Origin of the sequence: Methyloceanibacter sp. (genome assembly GCF_050728395.1) — a bacterium.
Classification (GTDB): domain Bacteria; phylum Pseudomonadota; class Alphaproteobacteria; order Rhizobiales; family Methyloligellaceae; genus Methyloceanibacter.
The window spans coordinates 42,666-56,972 of the sequence record NZ_JBOHJB010000006.1; the positions used below are offsets into that span (position 1 = coordinate 42,666).

Annotated in this window: 12 protein-coding genes; 7 read left to right on the forward strand and 5 right to left on the reverse strand. The window is 63.7% G+C overall.

Annotation, left to right across the window (positions count from 1 at the left end):
* Nucleotides 1–9 precede the first annotated feature (9 nt).
* The 4 genes from ACREC7_RS02315 to ACREC7_RS02330 all read right to left on the reverse strand — a co-directional run bounded on the left by ACREC7_RS02315 (nt 10) and on the right by ACREC7_RS02330 (nt 5,607).
* Entirely contained in the window at nt 10–414 is a 405-nt protein-coding gene (locus ACREC7_RS02315; RefSeq protein ID WP_431554073.1) for an Hsp20/alpha crystallin family protein, read from the reverse strand.
* 166 nt (nt 415–580) lie between these two features.
* Nucleotides 581–2,251, reverse strand: coding sequence for a hypothetical protein (locus ACREC7_RS02320; RefSeq protein WP_431554074.1), 1,671 nt, complete (start codon nt 2,249–2,251; stop codon nt 581–583).
* Nucleotides 2,252–2,434: 183 nt separating this feature from the next.
* Nucleotides 2,435–4,264, reverse strand: coding sequence for a hypothetical protein (locus ACREC7_RS02325; protein WP_431554075.1), 1,830 nt, complete (start codon nt 4,262–4,264; stop codon nt 2,435–2,437).
* A gap of 11 nt (nt 4,265–4,275) precedes the next feature.
* Nucleotides 4,276–5,607 carry a hypothetical protein gene (locus ACREC7_RS02330; protein ID WP_431554076.1) on the reverse strand — a complete coding sequence of 444 codons (1,332 nt, stop codon included), beginning with the start codon at nt 5,605–5,607 and terminating at the stop codon, nt 4,276–4,278.
* Nucleotides 5,608–5,782: 175 nt separating this feature from the next.
* Between ACREC7_RS02330 and ACREC7_RS02335 the strand changes: the two genes are divergently transcribed.
* From ACREC7_RS02335 to metG, 6 genes are all read left to right on the forward strand, one after another.
* Nucleotides 5,783–7,339, forward strand: a complete 1,557-nt coding sequence (locus ACREC7_RS02335) for an AAA family ATPase (protein ID WP_431554077.1) — start codon at nt 5,783–5,785, stop codon at nt 7,337–7,339.
* Between the two features lie 131 nt (nt 7,340–7,470).
* Nucleotides 7,471–8,526 carry a septal ring lytic transglycosylase RlpA family protein gene (locus ACREC7_RS02340; RefSeq protein WP_431554085.1) on the forward strand — a complete coding sequence of 352 codons (1,056 nt, stop codon included), beginning with the start codon at nt 7,471–7,473 and terminating at the stop codon, nt 8,524–8,526.
* Between the two features lie 116 nt (nt 8,527–8,642).
* A complete protein-coding gene (locus tag ACREC7_RS02345) occupies nt 8,643–9,833 on the forward strand; it encodes a D-alanyl-D-alanine carboxypeptidase family protein (RefSeq protein WP_431554078.1) in 1,191 nt (396 codons plus the stop codon).
* A gap of 36 nt (nt 9,834–9,869) precedes the next feature.
* A complete protein-coding gene (gene tmk, locus ACREC7_RS02350) occupies nt 9,870–10,514 on the forward strand; it encodes a dTMP kinase (protein WP_431554079.1) in 645 nt (214 codons plus the stop codon).
* Nucleotides 10,511–11,629, forward strand: coding sequence for a DNA polymerase III subunit delta' (locus ACREC7_RS02355; protein WP_431554080.1), 1,119 nt, complete (start codon nt 10,511–10,513; stop codon nt 11,627–11,629). The genes tmk and ACREC7_RS02355 overlap by 4 nt, the downstream gene beginning before the upstream one ends.
* Before the next feature lie 50 nt (nt 11,630–11,679).
* Nucleotides 11,680–13,239 carry a methionine--tRNA ligase gene (metG, locus tag ACREC7_RS02360; RefSeq protein ID WP_431554081.1) on the forward strand — a complete coding sequence of 520 codons (1,560 nt, stop codon included), beginning with the start codon at nt 11,680–11,682 and terminating at the stop codon, nt 13,237–13,239.
* Nucleotides 13,240–13,248: 9 nt separating this feature from the next.
* On the opposite strand, the gene ACREC7_RS02365 is transcribed toward metG, so the two are convergent.
* Entirely contained in the window at nt 13,249–13,575 is a 327-nt protein-coding gene (locus ACREC7_RS02365) for a glutaredoxin family protein (RefSeq protein ID WP_431554082.1), read from the reverse strand.
* A 153-nt stretch (nt 13,576–13,728) separates the two neighbouring features.
* Between ACREC7_RS02365 and ACREC7_RS02370 the strand changes: the two genes are divergently transcribed.
* Nucleotides 13,729–14,307, forward strand: a 579-nt coding sequence (locus tag ACREC7_RS02370; protein ID WP_431554086.1) for a TatD family hydrolase, incomplete at its 3' end; no start/stop codon positions are given.

Consider the following 14,307-nt stretch of genomic DNA (forward strand, 5'->3'; position numbering starts at 1 on the left):
TAGGCCTGCTCAGCCAAGCTTGACAAAGGTGAGCACGAGGCAACCGTTCACAAGCTCGCGTTGGTCGAGGCGCAAGCGGTTGAGTTGCAGTGCGACGCGCCGCTCGAAGCTGCCATAGGGAATCTCGAGCCGCACGATCTTGGTGTTCTCGCCGCAGGAGGGTAGGGGGCGGCTTCCTACGATGGTCAGGATCCCGCTGTCGGTCTGCACCTGCACGGCTTCCGGTGCGACGCCCGGGAGCGCCACGATGATGCGCAGCTGCCGCTCGGTCTCGAACACGTCGATCGGCGGCTCCCAGCGCGCATGGCGGCCGCCTTCGCGGGTCGGCTCGAAGAATTGCCGGTGGAGTTGCTCGGCCCTGTCCAGCAGGGCACAAGCCTCAGCCCACATCAGAGTTCGGGGATCACGCGTCACGCAAACCTCGATGAGTTACCGCAGCCGATCTTACCCGCCCGGCCCATCGTGTGAAAATAACGAGGGCCAATAGGCCGGCGCAATCAAGAGAGCGCAGAAAAGGGTTGAAGGGACGCTATATATTGGTGCCCCGCACCGCTCCTGCAAGTGCCTGCCGCGGCTCCGGCTAGGGCGCCCCGGCGCCTTCTGGGACGGCTTGGCAATCGGTAAGCGGGGCAGGCTCGCTCTCACGCGGGAAAAGGGCAAAGGCGCAAACCGGCGAGGATGCTGGCACTGCCGCGACGCCTCTCCAGCCGACGAGGCCGAGGTATCGCGCGGCAGCCTGTTCCACATCGGGACGGCGCGTGACCAAGGCCGCGGCCCCGATCGCCGTGTCGGTGCCGTCGACCAGGATGATGCACTCGGCCGCCACCCCATCCCGTTCTGCCCAGCCGGACAGTTCCAGCGCGCGGCCGTCGCCGCGGGACATCTTATAGGCCGATATCGTCTCGATCCGCCCCGCTGCGGAGCGAGCCGGCGCGGCGATGTGCTGGCCGAGCGCCTCTTCGCAACGCGACCGCCAATGGAATGGGGCATGCCGGGCGGCGCGGAGCATTTGCATCGACCGCTTCAGCTGGTTAGAGGCCGGGGTCACTGATTTGAGATGCTGATTGCCTTCGATCCCCTGCCGCAACGCGATTTCGGCGACCGCTTTCCGCTCATTGCGCGCCGTGTAGTTGACGACATAGGACCGGTCCAGCGCGATGAGGGCCGCGCAGACAAGAAGCACGCCGAAAGTCACGTTTCTCCACACGACGTCGCGACGCGACGAAGCGCTCTTCGGCAATGCGGCGAGCACGAGCACGATGGTGGCGATAAGCGTGATGGCGGTGACCGACTGGTAGCGGCTCGTCGCCGCGATCTTGACGCCATAGCCGAGGCGCGCGATGCCGGTCATCAGGGCGTTGAAGGGCGCGAAGAAGAACAGAATGACCCAGAGGAACGTCTCCTTGAGGCGTTGTTCGGCAGCGAGGCGCCAGATCGAAGCGGCACCTGCCGCTAGGATGACGAGGCCGGCCACGAGCCGCAACGGCCCGGTGGTCAACGCGTTGCCGAGATAGATCAGGACAAACTCGACAAGCCCCACGAGGTTGAAGGCGAGATCGGGCTTGGCCTTCGGCGCATTGCGAAAAGCCGCGCCAAAGCCAAGCACGAAGAGAGCGGCGGCGGCGGTGCCGAGGAGCAGAGGCCGCGAGCCTGGACCGGGCAGTTGCGCCCGCAAGAGCTTGGCCACGCAGAAGATCACAAGCACGATCAGCATATAGATGGCGGTACTGTAGGCGAGCACGCCAAGCACGCCGGCAAACAGCGAGACGAGCAGCCAGGGCGCGCTTTCGCTGGCGACGGCACGGGCAAGCGCCGCGGCGCTGACGATGACGAAGAGGTCGGCGGTGAGCCAAATCGTTCCGCTCATGCCGAGAAAATAGCTGTGGGTCAGCTTGGCGCTGAACATCGCCAACGGGAACAGCAGCGCGCAGAGCAGCAACCTCCACGGCGTGTCGAGCAGAAGCTCGCGCGCAAGGACGAGGAGGAGGGCGGTGCAGGCGATGCCGACCGCCAGCGAATAGACGATGAGCCCGGTGTTGCTGCCCGACGTGGCGAGATAGTTCGCCGCGTAGATCAATTTCGGGATGACGACGATGTGCTCGTTATTGTGGCGAAAGAGATTGGCGATGGTAAGTCTCACGCCGCTCTCGGTGATTAGCCCGGAAATGTTGCCCCAATAGTCCGAGTCAGGAAGCGTGGACCAGGGCGTGATGGCGCGGCGAAAGGTGAGGCCGGCGGCAATCGCGGTCATCAGCGCCGCAATTGACAGGATTGCGGCGTCGCTACGATTTCGCGATGAGGCAAAGCGTGTGAAACACGCTCCGACAAGATCCCGAGTCGAACTCAGCAGAGAGGTTAACCGGTCGCGCACGATGGCGTTGGGTCAGATAGAACCTCAGGCACGGCGGCTCCGCAATGGGGTCGACACCGCAGGTCACCTATCGCGCGAGCCTCCGAAGATGCCGCCCGCAGTATATCTACCCGAGTCGACGGTCCAGTTGCCAATCACGCCCTGCGGCACGCTCTTGGAGATAAGCTTACCATCTCTGAAATTGTCCGGACCACGAACGAAGGAGCCGTTGGCCGACCCGGACAGGTCCGAGAGATTCTCGGGCAGGTCTTTGCCCGAGAGGGTGCCGCCAAACTGATTGAGGCCGACCTCGCCCGGGGCTGTCATGTGTCCGATAAACGTCAAACCGCCGTCTATGTGCTGCGTATCGAACTTGCTGATCGTAAGGTCGCCCCCGCGCGTGCCGAAGTCCCAGGTCATCACCATGTCGCCTTTGGCGGTATAGGTCACCCAACCCATATCGTCGAGATTGCTCGCCACGTCGCCTATGGCCTTGCCTGTGTAACTGGCTGAACCTTCCGTCGGCATGTCGCTTTGGTCGATGATGTCGCCGGCGATCCACCAACCGTGGCCAAAGACGTTTGAGTTCCCCGATGCCGAACCTCCGCTATCGAACACAAGATGGGTATTCCAACTTCCCCATCGGAGGAAGCTACAGTCGTTGCAAAATATTTCACCGCCGCTCTTGAGTTCAGCACTCGCGCTATGGAGAACGGCTATGGCGCCGTTATCCGTGAAGACCGAAATTGAATCCTTCGTTGCACTCGAAGAAAAGTTCTGGTCGTCAGTAAAGCTCGACGTGCCTCCAAATTCCGAGTCTCCAAACCGCATACGCACCCCGCCGTTGGTAGCACTACCGTCGGCCTGCATCGAAACATCCGCCGTCACGGTCTGGTTGTCGGCGTCAAAGGTGGCGGTCACATCATTCGGTGACTTACTGCTCAGCGTCCCATTGGCACGACCTTCCGGGTCGCCTTTCTGCTCGTAGATCCCCGCCGAATAGCCCTGCACGGTTCCCCCTGTCCGCTCAGGCGGTGGTGGCGGAGGCGGAGGAGGTGGCGGCGGCGGCGGCGGCGGCGGAGGTGGCGGCGGCGGTGGCGGTGGCGGAGGTGGTGGCGGCGGAGGTGGCGGCGGAGGCGGCGGCGGCGAGAGCGCCGCTTCCTCCTCGTTGATCACCGCAACGTTTTGCGTCTGCCCAGCCTGAGCAATGAGTTGCTGCGCCTGGACGCGGTCCTTCGCGGCCCCGAAGTTGTTCTTCGGCGGCGCGACGTTGGTGTTAGTGAGGGCAATGACAGTCCCGGCTCCGGAGAACGACTGCGTGAACTTGGCGAATTCCTCGGGCCGCACCGGCCGCGTGGTTGGGCCGCCGGGGCCGGTCAGATCAACGCCGGTACCGTTGTAGAACGCGCGGCTTACCAAGCCTGTCGCGTTGTCCTTGTAGATCAGCTCCTCGCCGTAGATGAACGCCACCAGGTCTTTGTTGGCGAAAAACATGCCGCCGCGAATGGCGAGCGCGCCCGACGGCATGTTGACCTTCACGCCGCCCTCGTTCTTGGAAATCTTCCCGCCGACGAAGCGCAGCACGCCCTTGCCGAAGGTAGCGACGATCTCGCCCTTGTTCTTCTTGGGGTCGTAAACGAATTTGTCGATGACGAGATCCGAGCCAGGTCCAACGGTGAAAGTCGAGCCGTCGACCAGCAGCACCTGCACGATGCCGCTTCCGTCCGTGTTGATCCGCTGATTGTAGAAGACCGACGCGCCGATCTTGACTGGGGCGCCGTCGCTGAAGGCGTCGGGCTTGACGGCAGAGGTCACGCCCACCTTCTCGGCAAGCGCGGGGCTTGGCGCCCAGGCGAGCGAGAGCGCTGCGACCGAGGCGCTGGTGAGGAGGAGAGAGCTAAGCCTGCGTGACATGGTCCCTCGCATCAGAACCTCTTCTGCAAACCGACGAGAGCGGAGAAGTCGTCGAATCTGCTGATCTCATAGTTTGAATCCTGGTCGCGGATCTCGACCTGCGGGACCATGGCGAGCGTGTCATTGACCGGCACGATCAGCGCCGCGCGGCCCCAGAAGGTGCGATCGGTTTCAGACTGGGTCGGGCTGATGGTGGGGTCCGGATCGTCGTAACGGCGGTTAGTGCCGCCGGCTCCGACTTGCAGCGTCCACGGATAGCGGCCGGCAGCGGCAAGCGGATTGGCGAAGGTCCAGGCGATTCCGGCGGAAGCGCCGACTTCCCAGTTGGTGTAGAACCCAACCTCGGCGTCTTCTCGCTGGCCATAGCCCTGGACGATCAGCACGAGCCCGGGCGCGAGGTAATAGGAGTAGGAGCCGCCGAAGCGGGTTTGCGCGCCGTCGCGCAAGGTGTTGGTCGGGCGATCGCTGGTGTTGGTGAACTGGCGCACTCGCGTCTCAAGGCGGAGATCGAGCACGCTGCGCTCCGCGGCGAAGCTCAACAGACGGATGCCGCCGCCGCCTGCCGCGAAATATTGGTCGTTGCCGAGTAAAACCTCATCGCCGATTCCGTAGACGTAGAAGCGGCTCTTATCCCAGCCGATGCGCTTCAGATTGAAGGACGGACCAAGCGTGGCCTCGAAGAAGTTGAGGTCGATATCGGTCAACTTGAAGTAGTCCGCGTTGTAGGTGATGGCGTCGAACTCAATCCGGTCGCCTTGGTTCTTGAGGTCGTAGCCATAGTGCATCGTGCCGATATTGACGGCGCTCCAGTCGGGAGCTGCGACAGACTGGCTATCGAGGGTAAAGTCGATGCCGTTGAGGGTGACGGCCTGCGATGCCGGGGCTGAGTTCGCGTTGCTCTCCCAGCGAATGCCGCTGAAGATCGTGGCGGAGAAGGGCGGAGGCTCGGCCTCGATGGCGAGCTGTTGCAGATAGAGCCGGACCTTCGCGGCAATTTCGGGCGGGACATTGGGATTGGCGACCACTTGCGCGAAATAGCTGCGCGATACGCCGTAGCTGCCAAGACGGTAATAGAGGATGCCGAGCTCGAGCTGCAGGCGCGGGGTATTGGGCGCGAAGATGAGCATGCGCTCGATCGTGGAGACGGCCGCCTCGTAATCGCCGACCTGCGAGGACAGCGACGCATATTCGAAAGCGACATCGAGATTAGCCGGGTCCTGCAGCATCTGCTGCAGCAAGGCTTGGCGGCGCGCTTCGATCTGATCTCGCGATGCAGCAATCGAATCCGAGGCGGCAAAAGCGGGCGGGGTTCCGCTTACGCAGAAAGCGACAGCAACCGCCATCGCGGCTGCCAATCTGGCCCACCCACGCATCCCTCGGCCCGTCCGCCTCTTGTTCCCTCGGCAGTACAGGGAAGGTAGACAGTCGGAATTGAGGCAGCAAGCGCTTAGGCCGTTTTTTCTAAGGTTTTCTGGGCCCTGTGGCCGAAGCACCACGCGCCTGTGCTATGTTGGGACCATGGGGGAGGCCAGATCCGACCAGGCGGCGGTGCTCGATTTCATGGCCTCGCCGGAAGTCTATGGCTCGGTGCACGGCAAAGTTGAGCGTATCGAGACCCATGCCTCCGTTGTGTTCCTGGCCGGGCCTCGCGCCTACAAGGTCAAGCGTGCGGTAAAATACCCGTTTCTCGACTTCTCGACCCTGGAGCGGAGGCGGCGTGCGCTTCTCAACGAGTTGCACATCAATCGCCGCACGGCGCCTCAGCTTTATCTTGAGGTTCTTCCAATAACTGTCGGTGCTGGTGGACAATTCTACATTTCTGGCCAGGGGGAAATTGTCGAGTGGGTGCTGGTGATGCGCCGCTTCGACCAGTCGAACCTCTTGGACCGCATGGCGGAGCAAGGGCGTCTCTCTCTCACCACCATGCCGCAGCTTGCCGGGGTCATCGCCGAGTTCCACCGGAACGCGAATCGCTTTCTCGGCGCAAAGGAAAACGTATCGGCGTTGCTTGCGGTGATCGAGGACAATGCAGCCGTCCTCTCCGGCAAGGACGCCATCTTTCAAGCCGAAGCTCTTGCAACCGTCGATCATGCGAGCCGCCAAGCGCTCGCGGCACTTGCGCCTTTGCTCCAGGCGCGGGCGCAAGCAGGCTATGTGCGCCACTGCCATGGGGACCTGCACCTTGGCAACATCGTCGAGATCGAAGGCGCCCCGGTGTTGTTCGACGCCATCGAGTTCGACGACGCCATTGCCACCATCGACGTTCTCTACGACCTCGCCTTCCTGCTCATGGATCTCGGTGCGCGGGGCCTGCCGGCCCATGCCAATGCCGCTCTAAACGCGTATCTCGAAACGAGCGGCGATACCGGCAATCTTGTGGGTCTTGCGGCATTGCCGCTGTTCCTCTCGATGCGGGCGATGATCAGAGCCAAGGTCGAACTTTTGAGGGCGGACCTAAAGCCGGAGTCGCGTGCCGAGGCTGAAGCCCGCGCGGCCTCATACGTTCTGCTTGCGCGCAATCATCTCGAGCGGAAGCGGCCGCGGCTCATCGCGATCGGCGGTCTGTCGGGCAGCGGCAAATCGAGCGTGGCGCAGGCGCTTGCGCCGCAACTCGACGCGTTTCCGGGTGCGGTGCTGGTGCGGAGCGACGTCGAGCGCAAGCGTTTGTTCGGCGTCGCGAGCGAAGAGCGGCTTCCTCGATCTGCCTATGCCGCGGAGGTTTCCGACATCGTCTACACCATCTGCCGCAAGCGTGCCCTGATGGCGCTTGAGGGTGGGCATTCGGTCATCGTCGATGCTGTGCAGGCCAAGAGAGACGAGCGTGACGCCATCGCCGAGATTGCCGCGCATGCCGGTGTCGCCCTCATCGGTCTTTGGCTAGACGCGCCTGCCGAGACCATGCGAGGCCGGATTGCTCGCCGCGTGGGTGATGCGTCCGATGCCACGCCGGCGGTCCTCGATGAGCAGCTTCAATACGATCTCGGGCAGCAGAATTTTGCTGTGATCGATGCCGGCAGGCCGCTTCAGGAGGTGGTCGCATCCAGTCTTGATCTCATCAGGTCGGCGAAGACGTAGGCGCCGGCACGCCACTCACTCCATTCACGCTTTCCTAACCCTCTCGCCGGACAGTCGGCCGAGCGCCATCGGGCGCTCACTTCCGGGCGGCTTATGCGCGCCCGTTTGACGGGGTCGGTACGTTGGGTCGGGTGGGTCCAGTTGCGCGCGCGCTCGCGGCGGCGAGGCTGTCGTGGGACGCCGGCACCGTGCCGCTGATACGTCTCCTCTTCTCGCTCCTTCTGATCGGTTCGATCGGCGCGAGCGTCGTGGCCTGCCGCTCCGGCAATGGCGAGAGACTCGGCGAGCGGGTCATCCCCTTGGGCCAACCCGTTCCGAAGGGTGGGGGCAGGTACACCGCCGGCTCAGCCTATCAGGTCGACGGCGTGTGGTATCAGCCACGCGAGGATTCGACCTATGATCGCGTCGGCACGGCGTCATGGTATGGCGAGCTATTCCATGGCCGCCGCACCGCCAATGGCGAGATCTACGACATGGACCGGCTGTCGGCTGCCTCGCCGACCTTGCCCATGCCGGTCTTTGCGCGGGTGACCAATCTTCAGAACCGCCGGTCGATCATCGTCCGCGTCAACGATCGCGGCCCTTACCGGTCCGATCGCATCATCGATCTGTCGCGGCGATCGGCTGAAGCGCTCGGCTTCAGGGACAAGGGTACGGCGCAGGTGCGCGTTCAATATCTTGCCCGCGCGCCGCTCAATGGCGATGACAGCTACGAGCGGCGTTATCTCGCGAGCCAAGGCTGGGCGCAATTCGCCCCGCAGGGCAGGGTGAGAGAACCGGGTGCGGTGGGGAGCATTGCCGCCAGCACGCGGCAGCCGCCGAACCAGTTGCCTCTGGCGGATTCGGCTGGAGCGCCGTTGCCGCAGCAAGCGGTGCCGGGCGGGGCGCCGCAGCTCCATTGGCAGGCGAGCGCTCGTGCGCCAGGAGCCCCGTCGCCCCGAAAGCAATTGGCCGGCGGCGGCCGATTTCTCATTCAAGCCGGCTCCTTCAGGAGCGAGGATAACGCGGAGCGGGCGCGGTCGCTGCTTGGTGGCGTCGCCACGGTCGAGGTGGCGCCGGTCGAGGTCGGCGGTGAAACCCTGTTTCGCGTTAGGGTTGGCCCCTTCGCCGACGAAAACGCGGCCTCGGCGGCGCTCGCCCGGGTGACCGAGGCGGGCTATACCGGCGCGAAAATCGTTATGAACTAGAGTTCTTGCTCTCTCGGGTTGCTTTTTCGGGTCGCGCGCACAATAGTTGGGCCCCAAGGCCGGTGGGGTGGCCGGCGCCTGGCCAATCGATCCGATGTTGTCGAAACGTGCACGCATTGCGCCTTGATATCGTGATCAAGCTCGCCGTGGCATTGGCTATGCTTGCCGCGGGCGCCACAGGTCTCGCTGCGCCGGTAGATGCGGCGACCAAGGCTCCAGGCGGGTTCGAGACCAAGGCCAAGCACGCCATCCTGATGGATGCCGACGCCGATCTCGTGTTCTTCGAGAAGGAACCGGACGCGTTGGTGCCGCCCGCGAGCATGAGCAAGCTCATGACGCTCGCCGTTGTGTTCCGCGAGCTGAAGGCGGGCAGGATCAAGCTCGAGGATCAATTCAAAGTCACCGAGCACGCCTGGCGCACGGGCGGGGCGCCGTCCGGCAGCTCGGCCATGTTCGCGCCGCTCAACTCAATGGTGAGCGTTGCCGACCTCATCCAGGGCGTAGCCGTACAGTCCGGCAACGATGCCTGCATCATCCTGGCCGAAGGGATCTCAGGCTCGGAAGACGCCTTCGCCAAGGAGATGAACAAATATGCCAAGGAGATCGGCCTGACCAAGTCGCATTTCGTGAACTCGACGGGCCTGCCTGCCGACGGTCATGTGATGACCGCGCGCGAGCTCGCTTTCCTCGCTAACTTCCTGATCAAGTCCTATCCCGAGTACTATCATTATTTCGGCGAGAAAGAGTTCAACTTCGGCAAATGGCGGTTCACCAATCGCAATCCGCTCCTGTTCGAGGACCTCGGCGTCGACGGCTTGAAGACCGGATATATCGATGAGGCGGGATATGGCCTGGTGGCGAGCGCCAAGCGTGGCGATCAACGCGTCATTCTCGTGGTGAACGGTCTCGAGAGCAAGAAGGATCGCGAGGAAGAACCGCGTAGGCTGCTCGAATGGGGGTTCAAGAGCTTCAAACCCTACCGGCTGTTCGATCAAGGCGAAAAGGTGAGCGACGCGCTGGTATGGGGCGGCACCAGGCACTATGTGCCGCTCGTCGGCAACAGCAATATCGACATCATTCTGCCTTTCAACACGAGCGGCCAGGTCACGGCGCAGATCGTGTATGACGGGCCTATCAAGGCCCCGATCCGCAAGGGCGACCAGGTGGCGAAGCTACGGGTCACCGCGGCCGATACCAAGGCGACCAACGACATTCCCCTCTATGCCGGCGAGGACGTCGGCCAAAGCAATTTCGCCATGCGCGGCCTCGATTCGCTGTTCGTGCTGGCCTTCGGCTGGATGCTCTAGGAGCGTCGGCCCCGCGTCACTATTTCTAGGGTCAAGATGCGACACGAAACCGTCGAAGCCGGCAAGCTGATCACCCTCGAGGGGGGCGAAGGCGCTGGCAAGTCCACGCAAGTTTCGATCCTGGTGGAGCGGCTAAGGCGCGCCGGGCGTCAGGCGATCGCCACGCGCGAGCCTGGCGGGTCGCCGGCAGCCGAGGAGATCCGGGAAACCCTGCTCTCGGGCAAGATCAAGCCCTTCGGGCCCTTTGCCGAGGCGCTGCTATTCTCCATCGCGCGGCAGGATCATGTCGACACGGTCATCAGCGATGCGCTCGCGCGCGGGCAATGGGTGGTCTGCGATCGCTTTCTCGACTCGACACGCGCCTATCAGGGCGTCAGCGGCGGCGTGCCGGCGCCCGTGATCAGCGCGCTCGAGCGGCTGACGCTGCATGGGCTCATGCCCAATCTCACCATCGTGCTCGACATTCCTGTCGAGGAGGGGCTGGCGCGCGCGGGCCTTAGGCGAGCGGCTCTGGACCGCTTCGAGAGCCAAGATCTCTCCCAGCATGAGCGCATCCGCAAAGCCTTCCTCGATATCGCCGAGGAAGAGCAAGCTCGCTGCGTGGTGATCGATGCGCGCAAGCCGGAGGCCCTCGTTGCTGAAGACGTCTGGGAGGCGGTGGCGGAACGCTTGCGCCCATGAGCCGGGCTGCCGCCGAAAAGCGCACGGCTCCGGTCGAAGAGCCGGATCGCCTCGAAGGGTTTTCCGCTCCGCGTGAGGTCGATCGCCTGTTCGGTCACGACGCGGCGCGCGCCGAGTTCGGTGAAGCCTCGACGAGCGGCAGGCTGCATCACGCCTGGCTCTTGGTCGGACCTGAAGGCGTCGGCAAGGCGACCCTTGCCTATCATCTCGCCCGCGATGTGCTTGCCGCTGGCGCGGAGGATGCCGGTTCGATCGACGCCACCAACCCAGTATTCCGCAAGGTTGCTGGCCTCGCCCATCCAAACCTGCTCCTGATCAGGAGGTCCTGGAACGACAAGACCAAGCGCTATTCGCAATGGATCGGCGTCGACGAGGTTCGCCGCTTGCGCAGCTTCCTCGGCCATAGCGCAGGCGAAACCGGGTGGCGCGTGGTCATTGTCGATCGCGCCGACGATTTGAATCAGAACGCCGCCAATGCGCTGCTGAAGGCGCTTGAGGAGCCTCCATTGCGGAGCCTGTTCCTTCTGGTGGCGACCGCCGAGGGCCGAATTCCCGTCACCATCCGCTCCCGCTGCCGAACGCTTCGTGTGACCGCTTTGGGCGCAAAGGATCTGGAGGCGGCCGTGCGTGCCGCGCTCGAGCGCGACGATCACGAAGTCGATGCCAAGACGCTTTCGACCGCGCTTGCGCTCAGCCAGGGGAGCGTGCGCCGCGCGCTCGAGCTTGCCACCGGCGAGGGGATCGCGCTTTACCGCGACATCGTCGCGGCCTTCGGCAGGCTGCCGGAGCTTGATGGTCAGGCCGCGCACAAGCTTGCCGAACGGCTGGGAGGGTTTGGCGGAGACAGCGAGCGCCTCGACCTGTTCCTCTCGCTGCTGCTCGGCCTCATGGAGCGATTGATCCGGACGGCAGCCAACGGAGGAGGCGCGATCGGCGAAGAGGGAGCGCTTGCTCGCCGCTTGCTCGATCGCGCGACCTTGCCGCAATGGGTCGACGCCTGGGAAGCGATCGGCCAGGCAAAGGCCGATGCCGCGAGCCTCAACCTCGACCGCAGCCTTCTCGTGCTTGAGACTTTTTACCGATTGCAGCAGGCGGCGCGCGGAAGCCAGGTTTAGGCAAGGCGACGCTTGCCGGGGCGCGCGGCCAAGGCTATGCCATCACCGCCATGGCCCGGCCCTATTACATCACCACCGCCATCTCGTATCCCAACGATGCGCCCCATATCGGCCACGCCTATGAGGCCATCGCCACCGATGCGCTTGCGCGCTTCCGGCGCTTGCAGGGCATGGACGTGTTCTTTTTGACCGGCACCGACGAGCACGGGGTCAAGATGCTGCAAACCGCGAAGAAGCAGGGCATCACGCCGGCCGAGCTCGCCGACCGCAACACGCCGCGCTTCCAAGCCATGGTCGAGGCGCTCAATTGCTCGAATGACGATTTCATCCGCACGCGCGAGGAACGCCACAAGCGCGCCTGCGAGGAACTGTGGCGGCGCATGCAAGCCAACGGCGACATCTATCTCGACAAATATGCCGGCTGGTACTCGGTGCGCGACGAGGCCTATTACGACGAGAGCGAGCTGAAGGAGGCCGCGGACGGGCAGAAACTGTCGCCGCAAGGGACTCCGGTCGAATGGGTCGAGGAGGAGAGCTATTTCTTCCGGCTGTCGGCCTACCAGGAGAAGCTGCTCGCCCATTACGAGGCTCATCCGGAGTTCATCGGACCGGATACGCGTGCGAACGAGGTGAAGAGCTTCGTGCGCGGAGGGCTGCAGGATCTCTCGATCTCGCGCACCACCTTCGACTGGGGCATTCCGGTTCCCGGCGACCCGAAGCACATCATGTATGTGTGGGTCGACGCGCTCACCAATTATCTGACCGGCGTCGGCTTCCCCGACGAGGAGTCGCCGGCGTTCAAGCGCTATTGGCCTGCCGACGTGCACATCATCGGCAAGGACATCATTCGCTTTCATGCGGTCTACTGGCCCGCCTTCCTGATGTCGGCCGGCGTCGCGCTGCCTAAGCGCGTGTTCGGTCACGGCTTCCTCTACAATCGCGGAGAGAAGATGTCGAAGTCGGTCGGCAACGTGGTCGATCCCTTCGTTCTTGCCGGCGATTACGGCGTGGATCAGCTGCGCTATTTCCTGCTGCGCGAGGTGCCCTTCGGCCAGGACGGCAACTACAGCCGCGACGGCATCGTGCAGCGCATCAACGCCGACCTCGCCAACGATCTCGGCAATCTCGCCCAGCGCTCGCTATCGATGATCGCCAAGAACTGCGAAGGCATCGTGCCGGCGCCGGGAGAGTTCGCCGGCGACGATAAGATCATCCTGGCCGAAGCGGACAAATCCTACGACTGGGTCACGGAGGCAATTGACGCCTTCGCCATCCATCGTGCGCTCGAGGTCGTCTGGGCGTTGGTCGCAAACGCCAACCGCTATTTTGCGGCGCAGGAGCCTTGGGCCCATAAGAAGACGAACCCAAAGCGCATGGAGACCATCCTCTATGTAACGGCCGAGGTGCTGCGCCAGATCGCAATCCTGGTGCAGCCGGTCACGCCTGGGAGCGCGGCCAAGCTTCTCGATCAGCTTGGCGTGCCGCAAGACGCGCGCGATTTCGCGCATCTCGGGCCGGCAGGCCGGCTCAAGCCGGGCACCAAGCTTCCGCCGCCGATGCCGGTGTTCCCGCGCCATATCGAGGAAGACAGCGAGGCCGCGGCGTCGTAGGGCGCAAGCCTAGCGGCAGAGCTGCTTGATTCGCGCCTCGTCGACGCCTTCGACAAGCACGCCGCCGATCAGGGTCCGGGGGACGGACGTGTCGCCGAAGCGCTTGACCATGACAGCTTGAACTTGCGGGGTGGTCGCGTCGAGGATGCTGTATCTGATGTGATTGCGCGCGAGAATGGCCCTGACTTGCCCGCAATAGGGGCACCAAGAGGCGTTGTACATGATGACGCTTTTGCTGCACCCGGCCTCGGCCGGCGCCGCCGCAAGGCAGAGCAAGGCCGTTGCGGCGGCAGCGATCAGGCGCCAGCGGCTAGCAAGGAAGGCACGTCTGGGCATTCTCTTTCCCACTCCTGACCAAGTCCGATGCAAGGATTCGACCTCGCGAAGCGCTTATTGTCTCCTGGGCCCGCATGCTGCACATAGTGCTGCCAAGTGTGGCCGCTTGTGAGCCTAGCAGCACGAGGAACAAGGGTCTTTCATCTTTCCGTGATGCTCATCGATAGCCACTGCCATCTCGATTTTCCCGATCTCGCCACGAAGCGCGAGGCGGTGCTGGCGCGGGCCGAGGGTGCCGGCGTCGGGCTCATGCTGACCATCTCCACGCGGGTGCGGCGATTCTCCGATCTGCTCGAGATCGTCGAGCCGCACGGCAATGTGTATTGCTCGATCGGCACCCATCCGCACCATGCGGCGGAGGAGCGGGACGTCACACTGCAAGAGATCGTGAAGTTTGCCCACCATCCGAAGGTGGTGGCGATCGGCGAAGCCGGGCTCGACTATCACTACGACAATAGCCCGCGCGAGGATCAGGAGAGGGGCTTCCGCACCCATATCGCCGCGGCGCGGCAGACTGGGCTGCCGCTGGTCATCCACGCCCGCGACGCCGATGAGGACATTGCCAGCATCTTGGAAGAGGAGACGGCGGGCGGCGCTTTTCCCTTTGTGCTGCATTGCTTCACCGGAGGCCCTGAGCTCGCCCGCCGCGGGCTTGCGCTCGGCGGCTACGTCTCCTTCTCCGGCGTGTTGACCTTCAAGAACTCGGAAAGCTTGCGCGATATTGCCAGAGAG

Coding starts and splice junctions, on each gene's coding strand:
- ACREC7_RS02320 (WP_431554074.1), bottom strand. CDS start 2,251: ATGACCGCGATTGCCGCCGGCCTCACCTTTCGCCGCGCCATCACGCCC.
- ACREC7_RS02325 (WP_431554075.1), bottom strand. CDS start 4,264: ATGTCACGCAGGCTTAGCTCTCTCCTCCTCACCAGCGCCTCGGTCGCA.
- ACREC7_RS02330 (WP_431554076.1), bottom strand. CDS start 5,607: ATGGCGGTTGCTGTCGCTTTCTGCGTAAGCGGAACCCCGCCCGCTTTT.
- ACREC7_RS02335 (WP_431554077.1), top strand. CDS start 5,783: ATGGGGGAGGCCAGATCCGACCAGGCGGCGGTGCTCGATTTCATGGCC.
- tmk (WP_431554079.1), top strand. CDS start 9,870: ATGCGACACGAAACCGTCGAAGCCGGCAAGCTGATCACCCTCGAGGGG.
- ACREC7_RS02355 (WP_431554080.1), top strand. CDS start 10,511: ATGAGCCGGGCTGCCGCCGAAAAGCGCACGGCTCCGGTCGAAGAGCCG.
- metG (WP_431554081.1), top strand. CDS start 11,680: ATGGCCCGGCCCTATTACATCACCACCGCCATCTCGTATCCCAACGAT.
- ACREC7_RS02365 (WP_431554082.1), bottom strand. CDS start 13,575: ATGCCCAGACGTGCCTTCCTTGCTAGCCGCTGGCGCCTGATCGCTGCC.